The sequence below is a fragment of the Streptomyces sp. NPDC036815 genome, assembly GCF_055609205.1.
In genome coordinates, this window is sequence record NZ_JBVJPW010000009.1 from 256,046 (window position 1) to 271,467 (window position 15,422).

Here is a 15,422-nt window from a genome sequence, read left to right on the forward strand (position 1 = left end):
CCATCCCCTCCTCGAACCGGTCCCGGCCCGATCTTTCCAAAGCGCGGCTCGGGCGCGCCGGTACCGCGTGGCCCAGATCCTGTAACCGGACCACGTACTGTCGCCCTACTGCCCGCCTGACGCGGTCTTCGTCGCTCCGCCGTGTCGGGTCACCCGAGGCCGGCACCGCACACGCACCGCGCCGTGGGTGAACGCAGGGTCGGTGGACTTGCTCGCCCACACGTACGCCTCGCCGGGCTGGAGCTGCGCCATCTGCTCCGAGCGCAGTCCGGCGAAGGAACTGTTCGCCTTCTGGAGGTGCTTCAGCCAGGCTGGGGAGGTGAACTTGTGCAGGATGACGTGGTCGGAGAGCTCGATCAGCGAGATCGGCACGGAGGGTGGGTCCTGGCTGGCGACCAGGATGCTCATGCCTTTGTGCCGCATCTCGCGGACCGTCTCGACGAGCCCGGCAACTAGGTCGGGGCTGTCAATGTACTTGTGCGCCTCGTCGAAGACGACCAGCTTGTTGAAGTGCCCTTCCTCGTCACGGGCTTCGGCGAAGAGCTGCATCAGGACGACGAAAAGGCCAAGGGCCTCGTCCTTCTCGATGTATTCGTCCCGGAGGTCCACGATGATCAGTCGGCCTGGGCGGATGAGGCTGGTGAGGCTGGCGTTGTCGTCGATGTACTCCTCGGCGAGGTTTAGACGTTCCTGGGCGAGCTGCTTGACGTGGTCGGGCATGCCCGAGTCGTCCACGCCCTGCCGGATGGCGGCGAGGCTCAGGTTGTCGCGGTTCGCCCGCATGATGCGGGTGAGCTGGCGGATGTACGTGGACTGGTTGCCGACTGCGCCCATGAGGAAGCGCCAGTGGGATGCCTGGAGTTCTCCGGAGGAGAAGGCCAGTGGCTGGACATCGATGCCGGGGAATTCTCGCTTGCGTTCCGCAACTTGGGCCTCGGGCGTAAGGAGCAGGACATCGGTCAGGGCGCGTGGTTCGGCCCCGTAACGCTCTTTGAGGACCTTGAGCTGCGCCTGGTCGTCGTTGGGGCGCACCATGGAGGTGAACTCCGGGGCATAGTCCATGGTCCGGCTGTAGTGGAACACCACGGTCGCGAGCGGGTGGGGCAGTTCGTTGACGGGCGGGGCGGGCAGCGAGGCCATCTCAACGATGCTGCCCAGGGTGTAGCTCTTTCCGCCTCCCTGGACACCGAAGAGGCTGATGGTGTGGGTCTCGTAGAGGTCGACCGCGACCTTTCGTCCGGCAACCTCACCAAGCACGCCGTGCTGCAGGGACGGGCGGGAGACGCCGAGGAAGATCTCGGGGACGCTTCCCGCAGAGGACATATCCAGCGTGACCGGAGTGGGCTGGGCGTCGATGGTCGGCGTCTCGTGGAAGCCGCGCCTGTCCAGCTCGGTCTCCGTCCGCGGTGGAACCTGGTTCACTGCCGACGAAGCATCGGGCGGGGTGCCGTGCGAGACGGGCGACTCTGCCTGAGGTCCGGGCAGCGCAGGTGCGCCATCCTCGATCGATTCGTCCATGCTGCCTTCCGAGCGACGAGGCTGCATCTGGTCGGCGGGGAACGCCGGGGCATCGCCCGCTCCGGAGCAGTCTCCGGCCGAGTTCTCTCCGTCGTCCCTGTAGAGCTCCTCCTGCGCCGGAGTGTTCGCCCCATCCGCTTCCTCGCGTCCATGAGCACGGAACTCCGCGTCGGCGAGTCGCGGAACGGACAGCTGCAGAAGGGCCAGGGTGGGAGCGGTGGCCGCCCCGTCCGCATCCGGGCCGAAATCCGCCGAGTCCTCGGCAACGGCATCGGACGGCTCTGGGACGCCCGGCCGCCTGGTAGGGATCGCATCGATCAGCTCCGTGATCAGGTCACTGCCGATCCGGTGGTACTCCACCCCACCCTCCGACTCCCGGTCCGTACCGCTCCGCGCCAGGTCGAAGATCAGTCCGCTACGGGTGAATTCGAGCCGGTAACCGTCGTCGAGGGAGTCGAGAAGGGCATGTGCGGACGTTTGGGGTCCACGCCCCATGGTTCCGTGACGGGCTGCCCGCTCCAGGTAGAAGCGGAGCAGGGAGCCGAGGGCGAGGTTCTTGACCGGCCGGTCGACACGGTCCGGTGTGGTGCATTCCGGGTCGAAGGACTCGGCAAGGATGCGCTCGCTCTGCCCCAATTGCTGGGCCACCTTGGTCTTGAGCCGCTGGTAGGCGCTGATGTCGTCGAGCGCCGTGTAGCACTTCACCTCGACGAGTCGGCAGGTGATGGTTCGTGTCCTCGCGTCGACGTGGAACAGAGCGAGGTCACTGCGCTGGAAGGAGAGCACGTCACCGAGCTCGCCGGCGCGGCGGCGCGCCTCGGCGTAGAGCTCGGGGTGCGCGTCCAGGGGGACGACGATCTGGTTGTGAAGTGCGTCCTGGTAGTCCAGGTAGAGGCGGGCTAGGGACAACCCGAGAACCTCGGTGCGCTGGTTGGGGGCAGTGGAGGCCAGCTTGAAAGCGAGGTTCCCCGAGAGCAGGCGCAGCTGGTCGAAAAAGGAGTTGAGGTGGCGCTCCTCCACTGCAATGCCGTGCTGTCGTGCGGTGGGGCCGAGCAGGTTGCGCAGCTCGTCGACCGAGTTCGAGCTGACCATGATCTGGTGGCCGAGGCCGCTGTCGAGCGCGGGCGTGTAGTCGATGACGTACTCGGGGCGGCCGTGCTCTCCGGCATGGTCGAAGTACTCCAGGCCGAGTGTGCGGTCGATTGTGACGACCCAGTCGCCGATCTGATGGGCCTGGTAGAGCAGGGCGCGGTCGTCGTTGTCGAGGGAGAGGACGGTGCACGGCACGTTGCGGGGCGCCTGTCCTGCCGTGGCGACGTTGGCGGCTGCGCCGGCCAGCAGGCCGGGCAGCCGGCTCAGGAGAGTGGCGAGGTCCTCGGCGCCCTCGGCGGTGGGCAGGGCGGCTCCGTAGCGCGGGACGGTCCGCCAAACAATTTGCTGCTCGGAGTCCTCATACGCGGCGAAGGTAGCCTGGACGAGTCCGTGTACCGGTGCGTGAGCGATGCCGTGCCGCTTGACGGAGCTGTGCTGCTCACCTCCGAAGGCGTCAATGAGCACAGTCAGATGAGCGTCGAACTCTATGGAGGGGCTGCGGAACTCCTCGATGGAGCGAACCGAGTAGACGAGTTTTGCGTGGCGCCCCCCGCCCGCCGTGTGCAGGAAGGCTTCCGCCTCGGCGGTGGCGATCTGGCTCTGGGCGCTGAGCAGTTCACCGAGCGCCGTTCCGGTCTCCGGGGCCTCGGGGTCGGTCACGCAGAGCCGGATGTCATAGGTGAGATCACGGGTGGCCGGGCGCCGCTGGAGTTCGAGGAGGGCATCGGCGATGACCTCGGCCCGCCCCGCGTTGACGACGTTCATGACGAGGGTGCGGACGTACGGGTGGAGCCGTACGTAGCGCTCCATCCGGTCGGCGAGTGCCGTACCGGACAGCGCGCTCGCGCCGTTCGCCGCGCGGGTGCCGGAGGTGGAGAGGTTCAGTCCGGCGGAGAGGCGGCCGAGCAGGCCGCGGGGGTCAGCGGTCTCGCTGGGGAGGTAGGCACCCCAGTACGGGGTGAGGTTGTCAGCCGCTGCCATGAGGCGCCCGTCCTGGCGCGGGACCACGAACGGGAATCCGAGCGGCGACAGCGCTCCCTGGAGAGAATCGCGGGCCGCGATGGCACGGCGGTTGTCCTCCCCGACGAGGCGGCCGGTCCATTCCTTGCCCATCGCGGACCAGGTGGCCAGCCAGAGGGCGCGCAGGGGGTGGGTGGGCGAGGCGAGCAGCACGGTGTCGCGCCCGCCAAGACCGTCGGTAAGGCTGACGGCTAGGCAGTCGATCTGCTGGATCCGTGCCAGGGCCACGAGTGCCGCGCCCCTGGCGTCGTCTCCTGCCCTTTCCGTCTGGAAGGTTTGGGCCTCCACCAGTTCGGCATATGCTTCGGCGTACGCGGCGAGTTCCTCGCGTACGGTCTCGAAATCGACGGCCTCGGTGACCAGGAGATCGCCGACCTCGACCGGTTCGTCGCCGTGACTACTCCCGCCGAGTACGGCTCCGAAGTAGAAGCCCCGCGCGGAAAGGAACGCGTCGTATGCCTCGGCGGCGCGCCCCGTCAGAGTGCCGGCCAGGTTCTCCTCGTCCCCGGAGGGCATCTCGAAGGTGCCGTCGGGGTGGAGGACCAGGCGGCGCAGCGAAGTGTCCTCGGGGCAGGCGAGGAGGTCCTGCTGGACCTGTACGAGCAGGGGGGACAGCCGGATTTCCGCGCTGCCCGCCGGACGGATTTTGGCGTTGAGGGCCCGCTGCGGGCTCCGCCGCGTGCTGGGCTTCCAGCGGATGTCGTTGAGTACGACTCGGGTCGGGTCATCCCCCGTGGCAAGCGCGTCGAACTGCAGTGACCTCAGTGCCTGGGCGACCCCGGGATAGCGGCCCGCACTGCGCTCGGGCGGTTCCTCGATCTCGGCGTTCGGGACAACGTAGAAGCGCTCGCTCTCGCCGCCCAGCAGCTCGTGAGCGTTGGGGGCGACGTCGAGCGCGTCTCCCACAGCGTCGAGGGGCGTCACCCGGACGTAGTGCCAGCCCTCTTCCCAGTCGATCTTGTTCAGTTTGGCCAGTTTGACCTTGTACTCGGGGACCGCCCGTGTCCCCTTGTCCTTGTACGCGATCCGTCCGATCGGTCCGCCGTTCTCCGAGACGATCTCCACCCGGAAGCGCTGGAGCGCGTCCACCCTGGCCGGGGAGGGCTGCACGGTGAATCGGGCGGTGAGTTCGCGTACACCGTTGTCTCCGGTGAGCAGGTAGGGCTGGCCGACGATCGCCCGGAGTGCTTGGTATTTCTTCAGTTCCTCGGCGTTGTCGCCGGCGATGGGAAGCCCCAGCTCACGTACCTCGATGGCGACCGTGGCACGTCGGCGTTCGTCAATACGCCAGTTCCCGAAGGACAGTCCCCAGTTCTCACGGTCGGTGACCACACGGCGGGTCCACACCACCGGGTCCTCCAAGCCGCAGCGGGTCGCGAATCCGGCGAGTTTGGCGGCGAAATCGCCGTCACTCAGTCCCAGGTCCAGGACGCGCTGGCGCTCGGAGCGGTTCGACGCAGTCAACTTGTCGACCAGCCCCCGGTTCCGTTCGACCCGCTCCTTGACCGCGGTGGGGTCGGCGTACAGGTCAAAGTCGGGGACGAGCCCGAAGTGGTAGACGGCCGCCCCGGACACCTGCTCCCGGTAGCCGTTGGTCTGCAGCGTCAGCAGGTACGCGGCGACCGCGCGGTCGCTCGTCCGCCGGTCGGCATGGCCGCGTAGTGCGGCGAGCAGTTGGTCGACGCCCTGACGCAGCCGGTCCGGAACCTGCTGAAGGAGGTGGTCGGCGAGCTGAGCGTATGCGTCACCGAGCGGCACCTCCTCGAATGTCGCGATGCCGAAGGAGTCCTCGGCGCTCACCCGGGTGCCGGGCGGAACGAACACGAGGAGCGGCCCAGGGAGCGTTCCCTCGCCTTCTGCTCGGTTGCGGAGTTCGACCAGCTTGGTGCTGGTGACGGTCACGTCGTGGAAGGGACGGGTCGGGTCCAGGTCGTCGGCCTGGCCGAGGACGCAGACGGTGGCGGCCGGGCCCAGCGCCCCGCGCAGCCGTCGTACCAGAGGCGCCGCCAGCTCGGCGTCGACCTCCGTGATCCGCATGCAGTGACCGGCCGCCCGCTCCCCGACGAGTTTCGCCAGCCGTGGCACGAGGACGCCTTCGAGCGCCTCTCGGAGGTCCTTGGCCGTGATCTCCACCAGACCGGTGGTGCTGCTGCTCATCGGGGCGCTGCTCCCGTCGTCGCCTCGGTCCCGATGCTGTACCGGGGGGTGATGGTCTGCGTCAGATAGGCGTCGGACATGTCCTGGTAGTAGCCGATCTCGCGAAGCCGGTCGAGGAAGGCTGCCGCGTTGGCGCGCAGGGCGGCCTGGTCGTCCAGGTGCGCTCCGGAGAAGCCGTCGGTGTCCGGCAGCTGGTCGATGTGCAGCCCGTACCGTTCACGCAGCAGGGTGAGGAACTCGTCGACGCGCATCGGTGAGGTCTGCAGGTTTCCGGTGCCGTCGTCGCCCTCCCTGAGCAGTGACACCTGCAACAGGACCTCCAGGAGTCTGGCGTCCAGGACGAAGCGTCGGGCAACGCTCTTGCCGCCCGTGCGCCCGCCGCGTGGCTGGGCGATCAGTGCGCCTGGCCGGTGCTTGAGGAGCATGGTGTCGAGGCACTCGATGAAGTAGTTCCGGTAGTGGCGCCCCTTGTAGTGCATCAGCATCTCGATGTACTCGTCGAAGGCGGAGAGCCCGAGCTGGGTGATCTGCTTCAGCTCCGGGGGAAGGTCCTTCTCCTCGTCCCGCACGCGAGTGACCCGCTGGAGGAAGAAGGCGTCACGTTCCTTGGCGTACGACTTTCCGAGCCGTTGCAGCACCTCTTCCGGGGTGAAGTAGTTCCGCCCCGGCGGGTAGGTCAGCTTGGTGGTGTGGCGGACCAGGTGAGCGGAGAACTCGTCGAGCTTCTTCACCTGGTAGGTCGCCTGGACGAAGCGGGGGACGCGCCGGTACCAGATCTCCGCGCTGCGTTCGGCCAGCTCGGCGGCCGGAGTTCCGGGCACTCCCTCAACGTCGAGGAAGAGCCGGGGCCGGTGCGGGCAGCGGTCTGTGCCCTGCCCGCCGGAATGTCCCCCACGGCAGGTGGCATTGCCCGCGCCTGCCTCGATCACCGCCGGAAGCAGCTTCATCATCCGCAGGTGGTACAGAGACAGATGGAAGGCGAAGAGGATCTTCAAGTAGTCCACGAGCACGGTCCTGGGCATGTGGTCCTGGTGGTACAGGAGCCGCATGACGTCCTGGCAGAGCTGCCGTGCCGGCTCCGCGCACAGGGGAGTGTAGGGCGTTCGGGGCCGACTGGTGTCTGCCCGGTCCTGCATCTGGTGGCCTGCCCGCTGTACGAGGTGGAGCAGTGCCTGGGTCTCCACGTCGGTCCCCGGGCCGGGCGTGATGTCACCGGTGGAGCGGTCCACATCGGAGAAGAAGAACTCCCGCAGTCCCTTCAGCGCTCCCTCGTCCTCGGCGAGCATCTCGTACAGCTGCTCGTCGGCCCCGTACGGGCGGGACTTCCGGCTGTTGCGGAAGCGGTAGGTGAATCCGTGCAGCGGCCGAGGTGCGGCCACAGCCTCCGTCGGCTTACCCCGGTTGACTAGATCGAGGAGATGGGTCGAGGCCCAACGGGTGGTGGTCTCCCGGTCGAATCCGTCGAACACCTCCGGGTTCCCAAGGAACAGCTTCACGAACACGTCGACTTCGAGGTTCCAGGTCCGGCTGATCTTGCTGGGCATACCGCCGTGCCAGAGCCGTGCCAGGAGGGCCGTGAGCACGCGGTCCATGTCCAGCGCCTTGTAGTCGATTCGGCTGACGCCGGGGTGGGTAAACGTGCCCAGGGCTCCGGTCAGCGCCATGTCGTCTCCTCCGCAACGGCGGCGTCCGCGCCCAGCTGCGCACCACCGTCGGTCCGGGCCGTCAGTTCTTCCAGGTGCAGTACGGAGTCCTCGGTGCGGTGGATCCTCCGCAGGTCGTGTCCGTGCGTGGTGAGAAGGACCTCCTGGTACGGGACGGCGGCGAGCCGGTTCTTGAACACGGCGAGGGCAAGCTGCTGTCCTTGCAGGTCGGTGACCGAGGGCCGGTAGCCGCGCTCGAAGCGCCGGAGCAGTTCGAACAGGTCGAGCCGGATGTCCAGTTCGGCGGTGCCGCCCTGCTGGCCGACGGGGTCCTGGTAGGTGAGCCGCAGCGAGGTCCGCCCGGACTCGATATAGGGCGAGTTGGGGGCCGCGCCGGGTTCGAGGCGGAACCCGGCGGCAGGGAAGCGCCGGAAGCTCCGGACTGTTCCGCCCGGAACGTCCCGGACCTTCAAGGCGAGGGCGTCGCCGATGCGCTCCGGTGCGACGAGTCCCTCACCACGGTTGAGTGCTCGCAGGATGGTGTCGCGTTCCTCCACGCCAGCGGCGTCGGTGCGGGAGAGCAGTTCCATGAACCGCAGTACGGAGGGATAGGGCAGCATCCGTTCCGCCCGTTCCTCGTCGCGAAGTTCGAAGTACAGCAGGCGGCGGGTCGCGTCCACGTACCGGCGATGGCCAGCGGCCTGGGCGGCTCGGTCGGTCATCGACCGGCCGAGCCGTGCGAACTCCTGGCCGAGCAAGATCCGGTCACGGTCCCCACGTCCGTCGACGGTGACCAGGGCGCCGGCGGAGAGGAGTCCGCCGTAGTCGAGCCGTCGATCGAGCTGCGGCTGCGGGGCGGCGGCCACGTCGGCCTGCCGCAGCAGGGAGAGCAGCCGGTCCCGTTCCCGCGGGGCGCCGTCCGGGGCGGGCGGGGTGCCCAGGTGCGCAGAGAAGTAGAAGCCGTCGAGGATCGCCTCAGAGTCGCCAGCCGCATACAGCTGGTGGATCTCGGAACAGTCGCGGCCCGAAGCGAGCGTGTAGGCGAGGGCGGAGCGCAGGTCGCGCAGGGTGATGTGGAGCTTGCCGCGGAGCTGTGTCAGCTCGTAGACGCGGCGCAGCCGCCGTTTGACCTGTGGGCCGGCGGCGGGGTGCTGGAAGGTCTGGGCATTGTGCCGGGCGTAGCAGACAGTCGCCAGGTCGCAGGTCTCGCAGTCGCTCCAGAACCGCTCATGTGTCATCCGGTCGAGCATCCGCTCGAGGAGCGACTCCCCGTCCTGCGGTTCACCATCGGCACTGAGCGGGCGGGCAGCGACATCACGGGCATTGAGGTTGACGACGGCGACAGCCTGGCCGGTGGCGCTTCCCGCAAGGCCGAGGTTGGTCAGCTTCGCCAGGTGGGGGAAGCGGTCGTGCCGGTGGCTCAGGAAGTCCACCAGACGGCCCTCGTTGATTGCGATCAACCTGGTCTCGCCCTGGACCGGCCACGCCGTTTCGTCGGCTCCGGCGAACGGCGCAAAGAATTTCTCCAGGACGTCGTCGCCGCTGGTCTCGCCCTCGTCCTGACTGCCGTCGTGATTGGTGCGGAACCAGTGCCCGGCCAGGGTGAAGTCGGTGCCGTTGGAGCGGGGCGGTCCGAACTCGGCACCGAGCTCTCGGGCCTGGCGCTCGAACCTCTCCAGGAACGCGGTCTTGCCGTCCCCCGCGTTGCCAGTGACCACGACCAGGGCGTGACGGCCTTTGCGCAGGGCGGGGACGAGCTCACGGTCCAGGGCGGTCTCGATGTACACGGACATGGCGTGCGGGTCGAGGCCACGGGTGCCCCGGTTGCTGCGACGACTCTGGCTGTAGAGCGTTTGCAGATGGGCTACGAACGGGTTGTGGTTGGGCTGCTGCGGGGCCTCGTCTCCGCCGGTGACCACCGGTGGGGACGGTGGCTGCTGGGCGAGGAGGGGTGGCGGGACCGGAACGGGGGCGAGACGGGCCGATTCCAGTCCTTCCAGTGCGGCGAGCAGTTCCTCGGCCGTGGTGAACCGTTCGCCCCGGTGGGGCGAGATGGCCCGCAGCATGATCTCGGCGAACCCCGACGACAAGTCACCGAATCCGCTGTACGCGGTACGCGGATCGACCGGCCGCACCCCGGGCGACGGCTGTCCGACACCCTCCCACGGGTACTGACCGCCGGTCAGCGCCTCGTACAGGGTGACACCCAGGCCGAACAGATCACGGTCGGCGTACCCGGAGCCGTCCGCAGGGACCTGGTCCAGGTCGGGCGGGGTGTAGCGGGGGCTGGTGTAGGTGTGTCCCTCGGAGGAGTCGGCGGTCTTCGCGATCCCAAAGTCGATCAGCTTGACGCCGTCGTCGGTCCACAGCAGGTTGCTCGGTTTGATGTCGCAGTGCCACACCCCGCGCTCGTGGATGTGTCGCAGCCCCCGAGCGGTGTCGATCGCGAGCCGCAGCACGTCCGCCGCGCCCATCCGACCGCCACGGATCACCTCCGCGACGTCCTTGCCGTCGACGAACTCGAAGACCAGGTACGGGTACTCGTCCGGCGGCAGCAGCCGGTCCGCGTCGATCATTTCCACGACGTTGGGATGCCGTGCGTCTTGAAGCCGCTGCAGGACGTCCGCCTCGCGGCGCAGTCGTTCCAGGACGGAGTCCCGGTCCCGCAGGACCAACTTCACCGCCCGGTCGACACTCCTTATCGTGTCGTAGACCCGGTAGGCCACCCCGAACGAACCGGGACGCCCGAGCCGGTTGCGCACCAGGTATTTCGTGCCGAGCTGGAAATCGGCCGGCAGGTCCCGGAAGAACTCCGGACCGTGCGGGGAGCCCGGTGCCGACCGATCGGCGGCGCCGTCCGGGGTCCGGGAGGCAGAGGACGAACCCCGGCGCCTGGGCGGGACATTCTGCGCGCCGACGACCAGATCGAGCCGCCGCAGCGCCTCGACGGCGGTGGGCCGGTCCGCCGGGTCCGTCGAACACAGCTTCTGCAGCCAGTGCGCCAGCTCCACACGGACCTGGGCCGCCTCGAGGCCGGATGCCGGCAGCATGCCGCCGGCTCCCGCCTGTTCAGTAGCCGAGGAGAACGGCAGCTCGCCGGTGAAAAGCTGGTAGCCGATGACACCGACGGCGTAGATGTCGGCCTTCATACCCATCGCGGACGGGTCGGCGTGGCACTCGGGCGCGAGATACGCACGGTCGGCGATCTGGTGCGCCTCCGGTCCCACGGTGTGCGTGCGCCGCTGCGCGGTCTTCGCGTACTCGAAACCGGTCAGCATCGCCCGCCCGTCCTGGGCGATCAGGACGGTGGACGGGTTCAGCTCGCGGTGCGCGATGTGCCGGTGGTGCGCGTGCGCGAGCCCCATCAGGATGTGCCGGACCGTGCGCAGCTTCGCGTCCGTGGTGAGCGGGTCGGCGGCCCCGGACAGGTGCAGCGCCAGCGCGTGTCCGGGAACGTCGTCGTAGACGGTGACGAAGACGCCTTCGTCGTCATCGGGGAAGAAGTCACGGGCACCGACGATGTTCGGATGCGAGGGCAGCTTGCCGAGCGCCTCGTAGGCGATGCCGATCCGCTTCTGCTGCAGCAGACGTTCGGCCTCCGGTGCGTACGGGTCGGCCGTACGCACCGACAGCCGGACGGTTCCCGAGCCCTGCGGCGCGTTGGCGTTCTTGGCCCGGTACTCGCGGTGGACACCGTTCCCGCTCTCCTCCGGCGCGGTCTCACCGAGCCGCTCCATCACCTCCCAGCTGCCGAACCGCAGCGGCCCGGACGGGGGCCGGGAGGCGCCCTGGATCGTGCTCACGATCAGGTCGTGGTGGGCGACGATATCCGTGTCGAACCGGTTGGTGGAGGTGGGGACACGGCTGACGTCGGCGAGCCGCCCGATCAGATCGGGCAGGGGCACGGTGTCCCGGGCGTCCTGCTGCCGGGGGGAGCGGTCGACGAGCAGAGCGTCCGGATACGGCAGGACGACGAGCGCGTCGGTGTAAAGCCGGTACAGCGGACGGTGGGCCGTCTCCAGGATCGACTTCAGCTGCCGGGCGTGATGGCGCAGCTTGGGCAACGGGGAGCGGAACGGCGCCCGGCGGGAAGGGTGCCACTTGCGGCCGTCGGCCTCGATGCGGCCCCGGGTGCCCTTGACGTCGATGACGTACACGGCGTGCCCGGTGACCACGACGAGGTCGACCTCGAACAGCTCGTTCCGGTTGCGCGGAATCTCGACGGAGTGCAGGACCGTCCAGTCGTCGGGGGCGTGATCACGCAGGTACGCGATCACCCTCCGCTCGGCATCGTTGACGGCCTCCCCAACTGCAACGATCCTGGCACCCATTAGCCAGCGGCCTCCTTGATGGCAGTGGTGAGCAGCGCGAGGGCTTTGTCTTCTAGGATGTCGGCGCGCTCGCGGCACTGGTAGGCATAGCGGACGGTGGCGGCGATGCGGGCGCGGTCTGCAGGGGGCGCGAGCGGGATGTGCAGAGCCCGCAAGAACTGCGGGTGGTACTCCTGCTGCTTGCCGCCGACGCTCAAGGAACGCAGTGCACGGAAGGCTGCCTCCGACCTGAAGAAGGCGAACAGGTAGGCGCCAGACACGTCGGGGTCGCCACTGAGGAGGCGAACGTAGTCCTGGCTGTACGCATGCTCTAGCCATGACCCAGTCACGAAGACGGAACGGCTGTAAACCTCGTTCTCGCCGAAGGTCCCCCGTGCCGCGATGAGGATCGTCTCATCCTTGAGTCGAATGTCAGCAGGAGCTTGCGCTTCATTGATCCAACGGCCCTCAGGGCGAAGCCAGAAGGCCTGGCGCTGGCCAATGAGCCGGACGCCATGTCCTGGGTCGCTGTCAATACGCTTGAACCGAGCGCCGGTCCGGAGCGTTCCGCCCTCGCAGATCTCGCCGAGTGAGCGGCCGGATGCTGAGGTCAGTTTGTTGAGTAGCCGCTGTGCCCTCGGAGCGAAATTGAGAGCTCGGAGAGAAGATGACCCCACACTCGCGACTTCAAAACCGAGGTCTCGCTCCTGCTGGTGCCAGCGCAGGTTATTCAACTCAGGCAGCCCGTTGCTCTCGAAGAAGTCCTTCGTTGCAGCGACCAGCTGCTCTTGGTGCGTGGCACGCAGGCGCGCACTGTGCTCCACCAGACGGTGGATTCGATCCTCAACAGCCGAATCGAACCGCGGCACCGGCAGTCCCGCAATGTGGTGCGGCTCAATGTGCTTCACCGCCGACCCGTATACCGAACCGCGCACCAGTGACTCACCGAACCGGCTGAGGAGAAATGCGTACAGATACCCGGATTTGATCTTCTCGGAATTAGGCTGCACCTTGAGGATGTGCTCTGATGCCCAGCATTTCCCCATGTCGGGGCGAACATAGGACCGTCGACCGGCGTAGAAACCTGAGCGTGAGATTAGGGTCATGCCGGGATTGAGCTGCTGGGCTTTCAAGGATGGCGATTCGGCATCCGACTTCCTCAAGCGAGGCAAGTTGGTGAGATCGGCGGCCATCATGTCCCGGCTGCCAAGCCAAGGCACACTATGCTCGGGGTCGGTGAGGTATACCCGGCGGAACATCGGTCCGTAGAAAAGCCCGCCGTTGGGCCCCGTTGTCACCGCCGCCAGCGGCTCCGTCTTCGGCAGCTGCTCCAGCAACTTCTTCGTCTTCAACGACCCCGCAACATACGGCGACGCGTCGAGCCTGTACCCCTGCTCTGCGAACCAGCTCGACATCACCGGATTGGAAAACTCGGCGATCTTCACGCGCTCGCCCCCGCGACCTTCCGCGGGGCCACACCCGGCACCGGATGCTTGGCTCGGAATTCCCGGTACCTCTCCGCGATCACAGGCAGGTCGTTGTCGATGACCTTCTTGCTGCGCTTCAGCGGCCGGGTCGCCACCTTGTCCCCGATGCGGAGCCGCTCCATGACGACCTCCGTCTCCACCACGAACTCCCCGTTGGGCTCGCGCTTGAAGAGGTCGTTGCCACGCCGGTCGAACCCGACCTTCTCCGCGACCGCCATAAAGACTGGGTACGGCTTCTCGGTTCCCATCCGGTGGTTCTGTACTTCCTGCCCGGTCTTCCTCTTCAGGAACAGGAGGGTGGTGAGGATGTTGACGTTAGCGTCGACGACGAACGTTTCCACCGGCAGCTCGACACTTGCGAGCACCCAGCAGTTCTCCAGGATGTACCGGCGGATCGCCTCGTCGGTCGGCCCCGGGTTCGACAGAATGCCGTTGGGCAGGACGATGCCGATCCGTCCGCCGGGCTTGACCCACTCGATGGCGCGCTGGATGAACAGCTGCTCGGGCGCCATACTGCTCGGCCGCGAGGTCAGACTCTCCTTGGGCTCGCCGGTGACGGGGTCACGTCCCCACGACTTCGCGATGCCGTTCCTGAACGAGCTGAGCACCGACTCATCGCTGACGGGGATGTCCGCCCCGAACGGCGGGTTGGTCAGCAGTACGTCGACCTTCTCGCCGAGCTTGATCTTCTCCTGCGCCTGCTCCACGCCGGGAAGGTGCCCGCGCGGGAAAGCAAGCGAGTCCATGTGGAAGACATTGCCCGTGGTCTGCGCGAGCGTCATGATCGCCATCGTGGTCGCACGTACCAGGAACGGGTCGAAGTCCGCTCCCATCAGGTGCTTCTCCGCGTACTCCTTGAGGCGGTCGGCGTAGCGTACGCGCTCCTCCGCAGTGTCGGGGAAGCCAAAGGTGTCGGCGTCCTTCTTCCAGCTGTCCCGCAGGTGCTTGAGCGTGGCCTGGAGGAAACCGCCAGTGCCGCAGGTCGGGTCGAGTACCGTCTCGTCCTCCTGCGGGTCGAGCATCTCCACCATCAGGTTCACCGCGCCGCGTGGGGTGAAGTACTGCCCTCTGTCGCCGCGCAGGTTGGTACCGACGAGTTCCTGGTACGCGATGCCCTTGGCGTCGACGTCGGTTCCCGTCAGGTCGTACGGGGCGATCTCGCTGACGATGAAGGCGAGCGCCCGGTCGGACAGAGTGATCTCGTCGCTGGCTTTGAAGACGCCCTTGTACTCGGTCTTGACGTCCTCGAAGAGCCCCTTGACGCGGGTGCTGATGGCGGCCCGCCCATCGTCGTCGAACATCTCATTCAGGCCAGTCCGGAACCTGCCGCGCCCAGTGCCACGAGTGACCCGCTCGTCGTACATCTTCGCGAACAGCAGGTAGAGGAACTGCCAGAAGGCGGCGTCCTTGGGCATGCCCTCGTTGCCGTGGATGTAGTTGTGGCAGCGCTGGAATGCGATCTTGAGCATTTCCGGGTCGGCCTGGCGCAGCCGCTGGTGCGAGGCGACGGTCCGGCTGCCGATGGTGCCGTCGGCGACCTCCCAGTCGCTGCGGTCCTCGAAGGTAACGCCGAAATCTCTAACTACCTTCTTGAGGAAGAAGAAGTCGACCCCGTCCGTCCACATCCCGTCGACACACCTGGGGCGGTCCTCGTTGCCCATCAGCTCCTGGAGGTCGGCGAGGTCTTGCTTCGCCTGCTCGGGCTCACGGATCTTGACGACGTTCTTGCCGCGCTTGGGCTCCGGCTTGCAGACGACGACTCGGAGCAGGTTCGCCGTGGTGTGCTTCGCGCCGGACTCGAAGATCGCGATGTCGGCTTTCTTGGTCCGCTTCCGCGAAGCACCTTCCTCACTCACCGTGACGGGGAAGTCACGGGCCATGTCGTGGGGGTCGATGCCGTGCTCGTGGACCAGGGCCCGAGCGATGCGTTGCCGCACCTTCTCCCTCGGAGTCTCCTTGATCGCCGTACCGCTGATGTAGTCGACAACCTGCCCCTCTTCAAGGGCCGTGACCTGGGGTTGGGTATCCGCCGCCGAAGGCTCCGCGCCCTTCTCAGGCTGCTGCGGGTTCTCCGGGTCCAAGGTCAGTTCCTCCATCGGCGTGCTGCTTCTTCCCTGTGCTCGGTGGTACGGGTGGTACTGGCGGCCGGACGGCCAGGGCGTGCTCGATCGCACCCTCCACCTGCGATCCTACGG

General features: G+C 67.4%; 5 protein-coding genes. All 5 read right to left on the bottom strand.

The genetic code is table 11. The features are described from left to right. Window positions 1-105: 105 nt before the first annotated feature. From mads8 to mads2, 5 genes are read right to left on the bottom strand one after another with little or no spacing between them, the layout of a single operon-like run. A complete protein-coding gene (gene mads8 / locus ACZ69I_RS20575) occupies window positions 106-5,787 on the bottom strand; it encodes a methylation-associated defense system ATP-binding protein MAD8 (RefSeq protein WP_470833728.1) in 5,682 nt (1,893 codons plus the stop codon). Next, window positions 5,784-7,451 (bottom strand): methylation-associated defense system protein MAD7, encoded by a 1,668-nt coding sequence (gene mads7 / locus ACZ69I_RS20580; protein WP_470833730.1) that lies wholly within the window; start codon window positions 7,449-7,451, stop codon window positions 5,784-5,786. The genes mads8 and mads7 overlap by 4 nt, the downstream gene beginning before the upstream one ends. Further along, window positions 7,442-11,761, bottom strand: a complete 4,320-nt coding sequence (gene mads6, locus ACZ69I_RS20585) for a methylation-associated defense system protein kinase MAD6 (RefSeq protein WP_470833731.1) — start codon at window positions 11,759-11,761, stop codon at window positions 7,442-7,444. The genes mads7 and mads6 overlap by 10 nt, the downstream gene beginning before the upstream one ends. Beyond that, window positions 11,761-13,185 carry a methylation-associated defense system restriction endonuclease subunit S MAD5 gene (mads5, locus tag ACZ69I_RS20590; protein WP_470833733.1) on the bottom strand — a complete coding sequence of 475 codons (1,425 nt, stop codon included), beginning with the start codon at window positions 13,183-13,185 and terminating at the stop codon, window positions 11,761-11,763. Before mads5 ends, mads6 begins: the two co-directional genes overlap by 1 nt. After that, window positions 13,182-15,323, bottom strand: a complete 2,142-nt coding sequence (gene mads2, locus ACZ69I_RS20595; protein WP_470833734.1) for a methylation-associated defense system DNA methyltransferase MAD2 — start codon at window positions 15,321-15,323, stop codon at window positions 13,182-13,184. The genes mads5 and mads2 overlap by 4 nt, the downstream gene beginning before the upstream one ends. Window positions 15,324-15,422 lie beyond the last annotated feature (99 nt).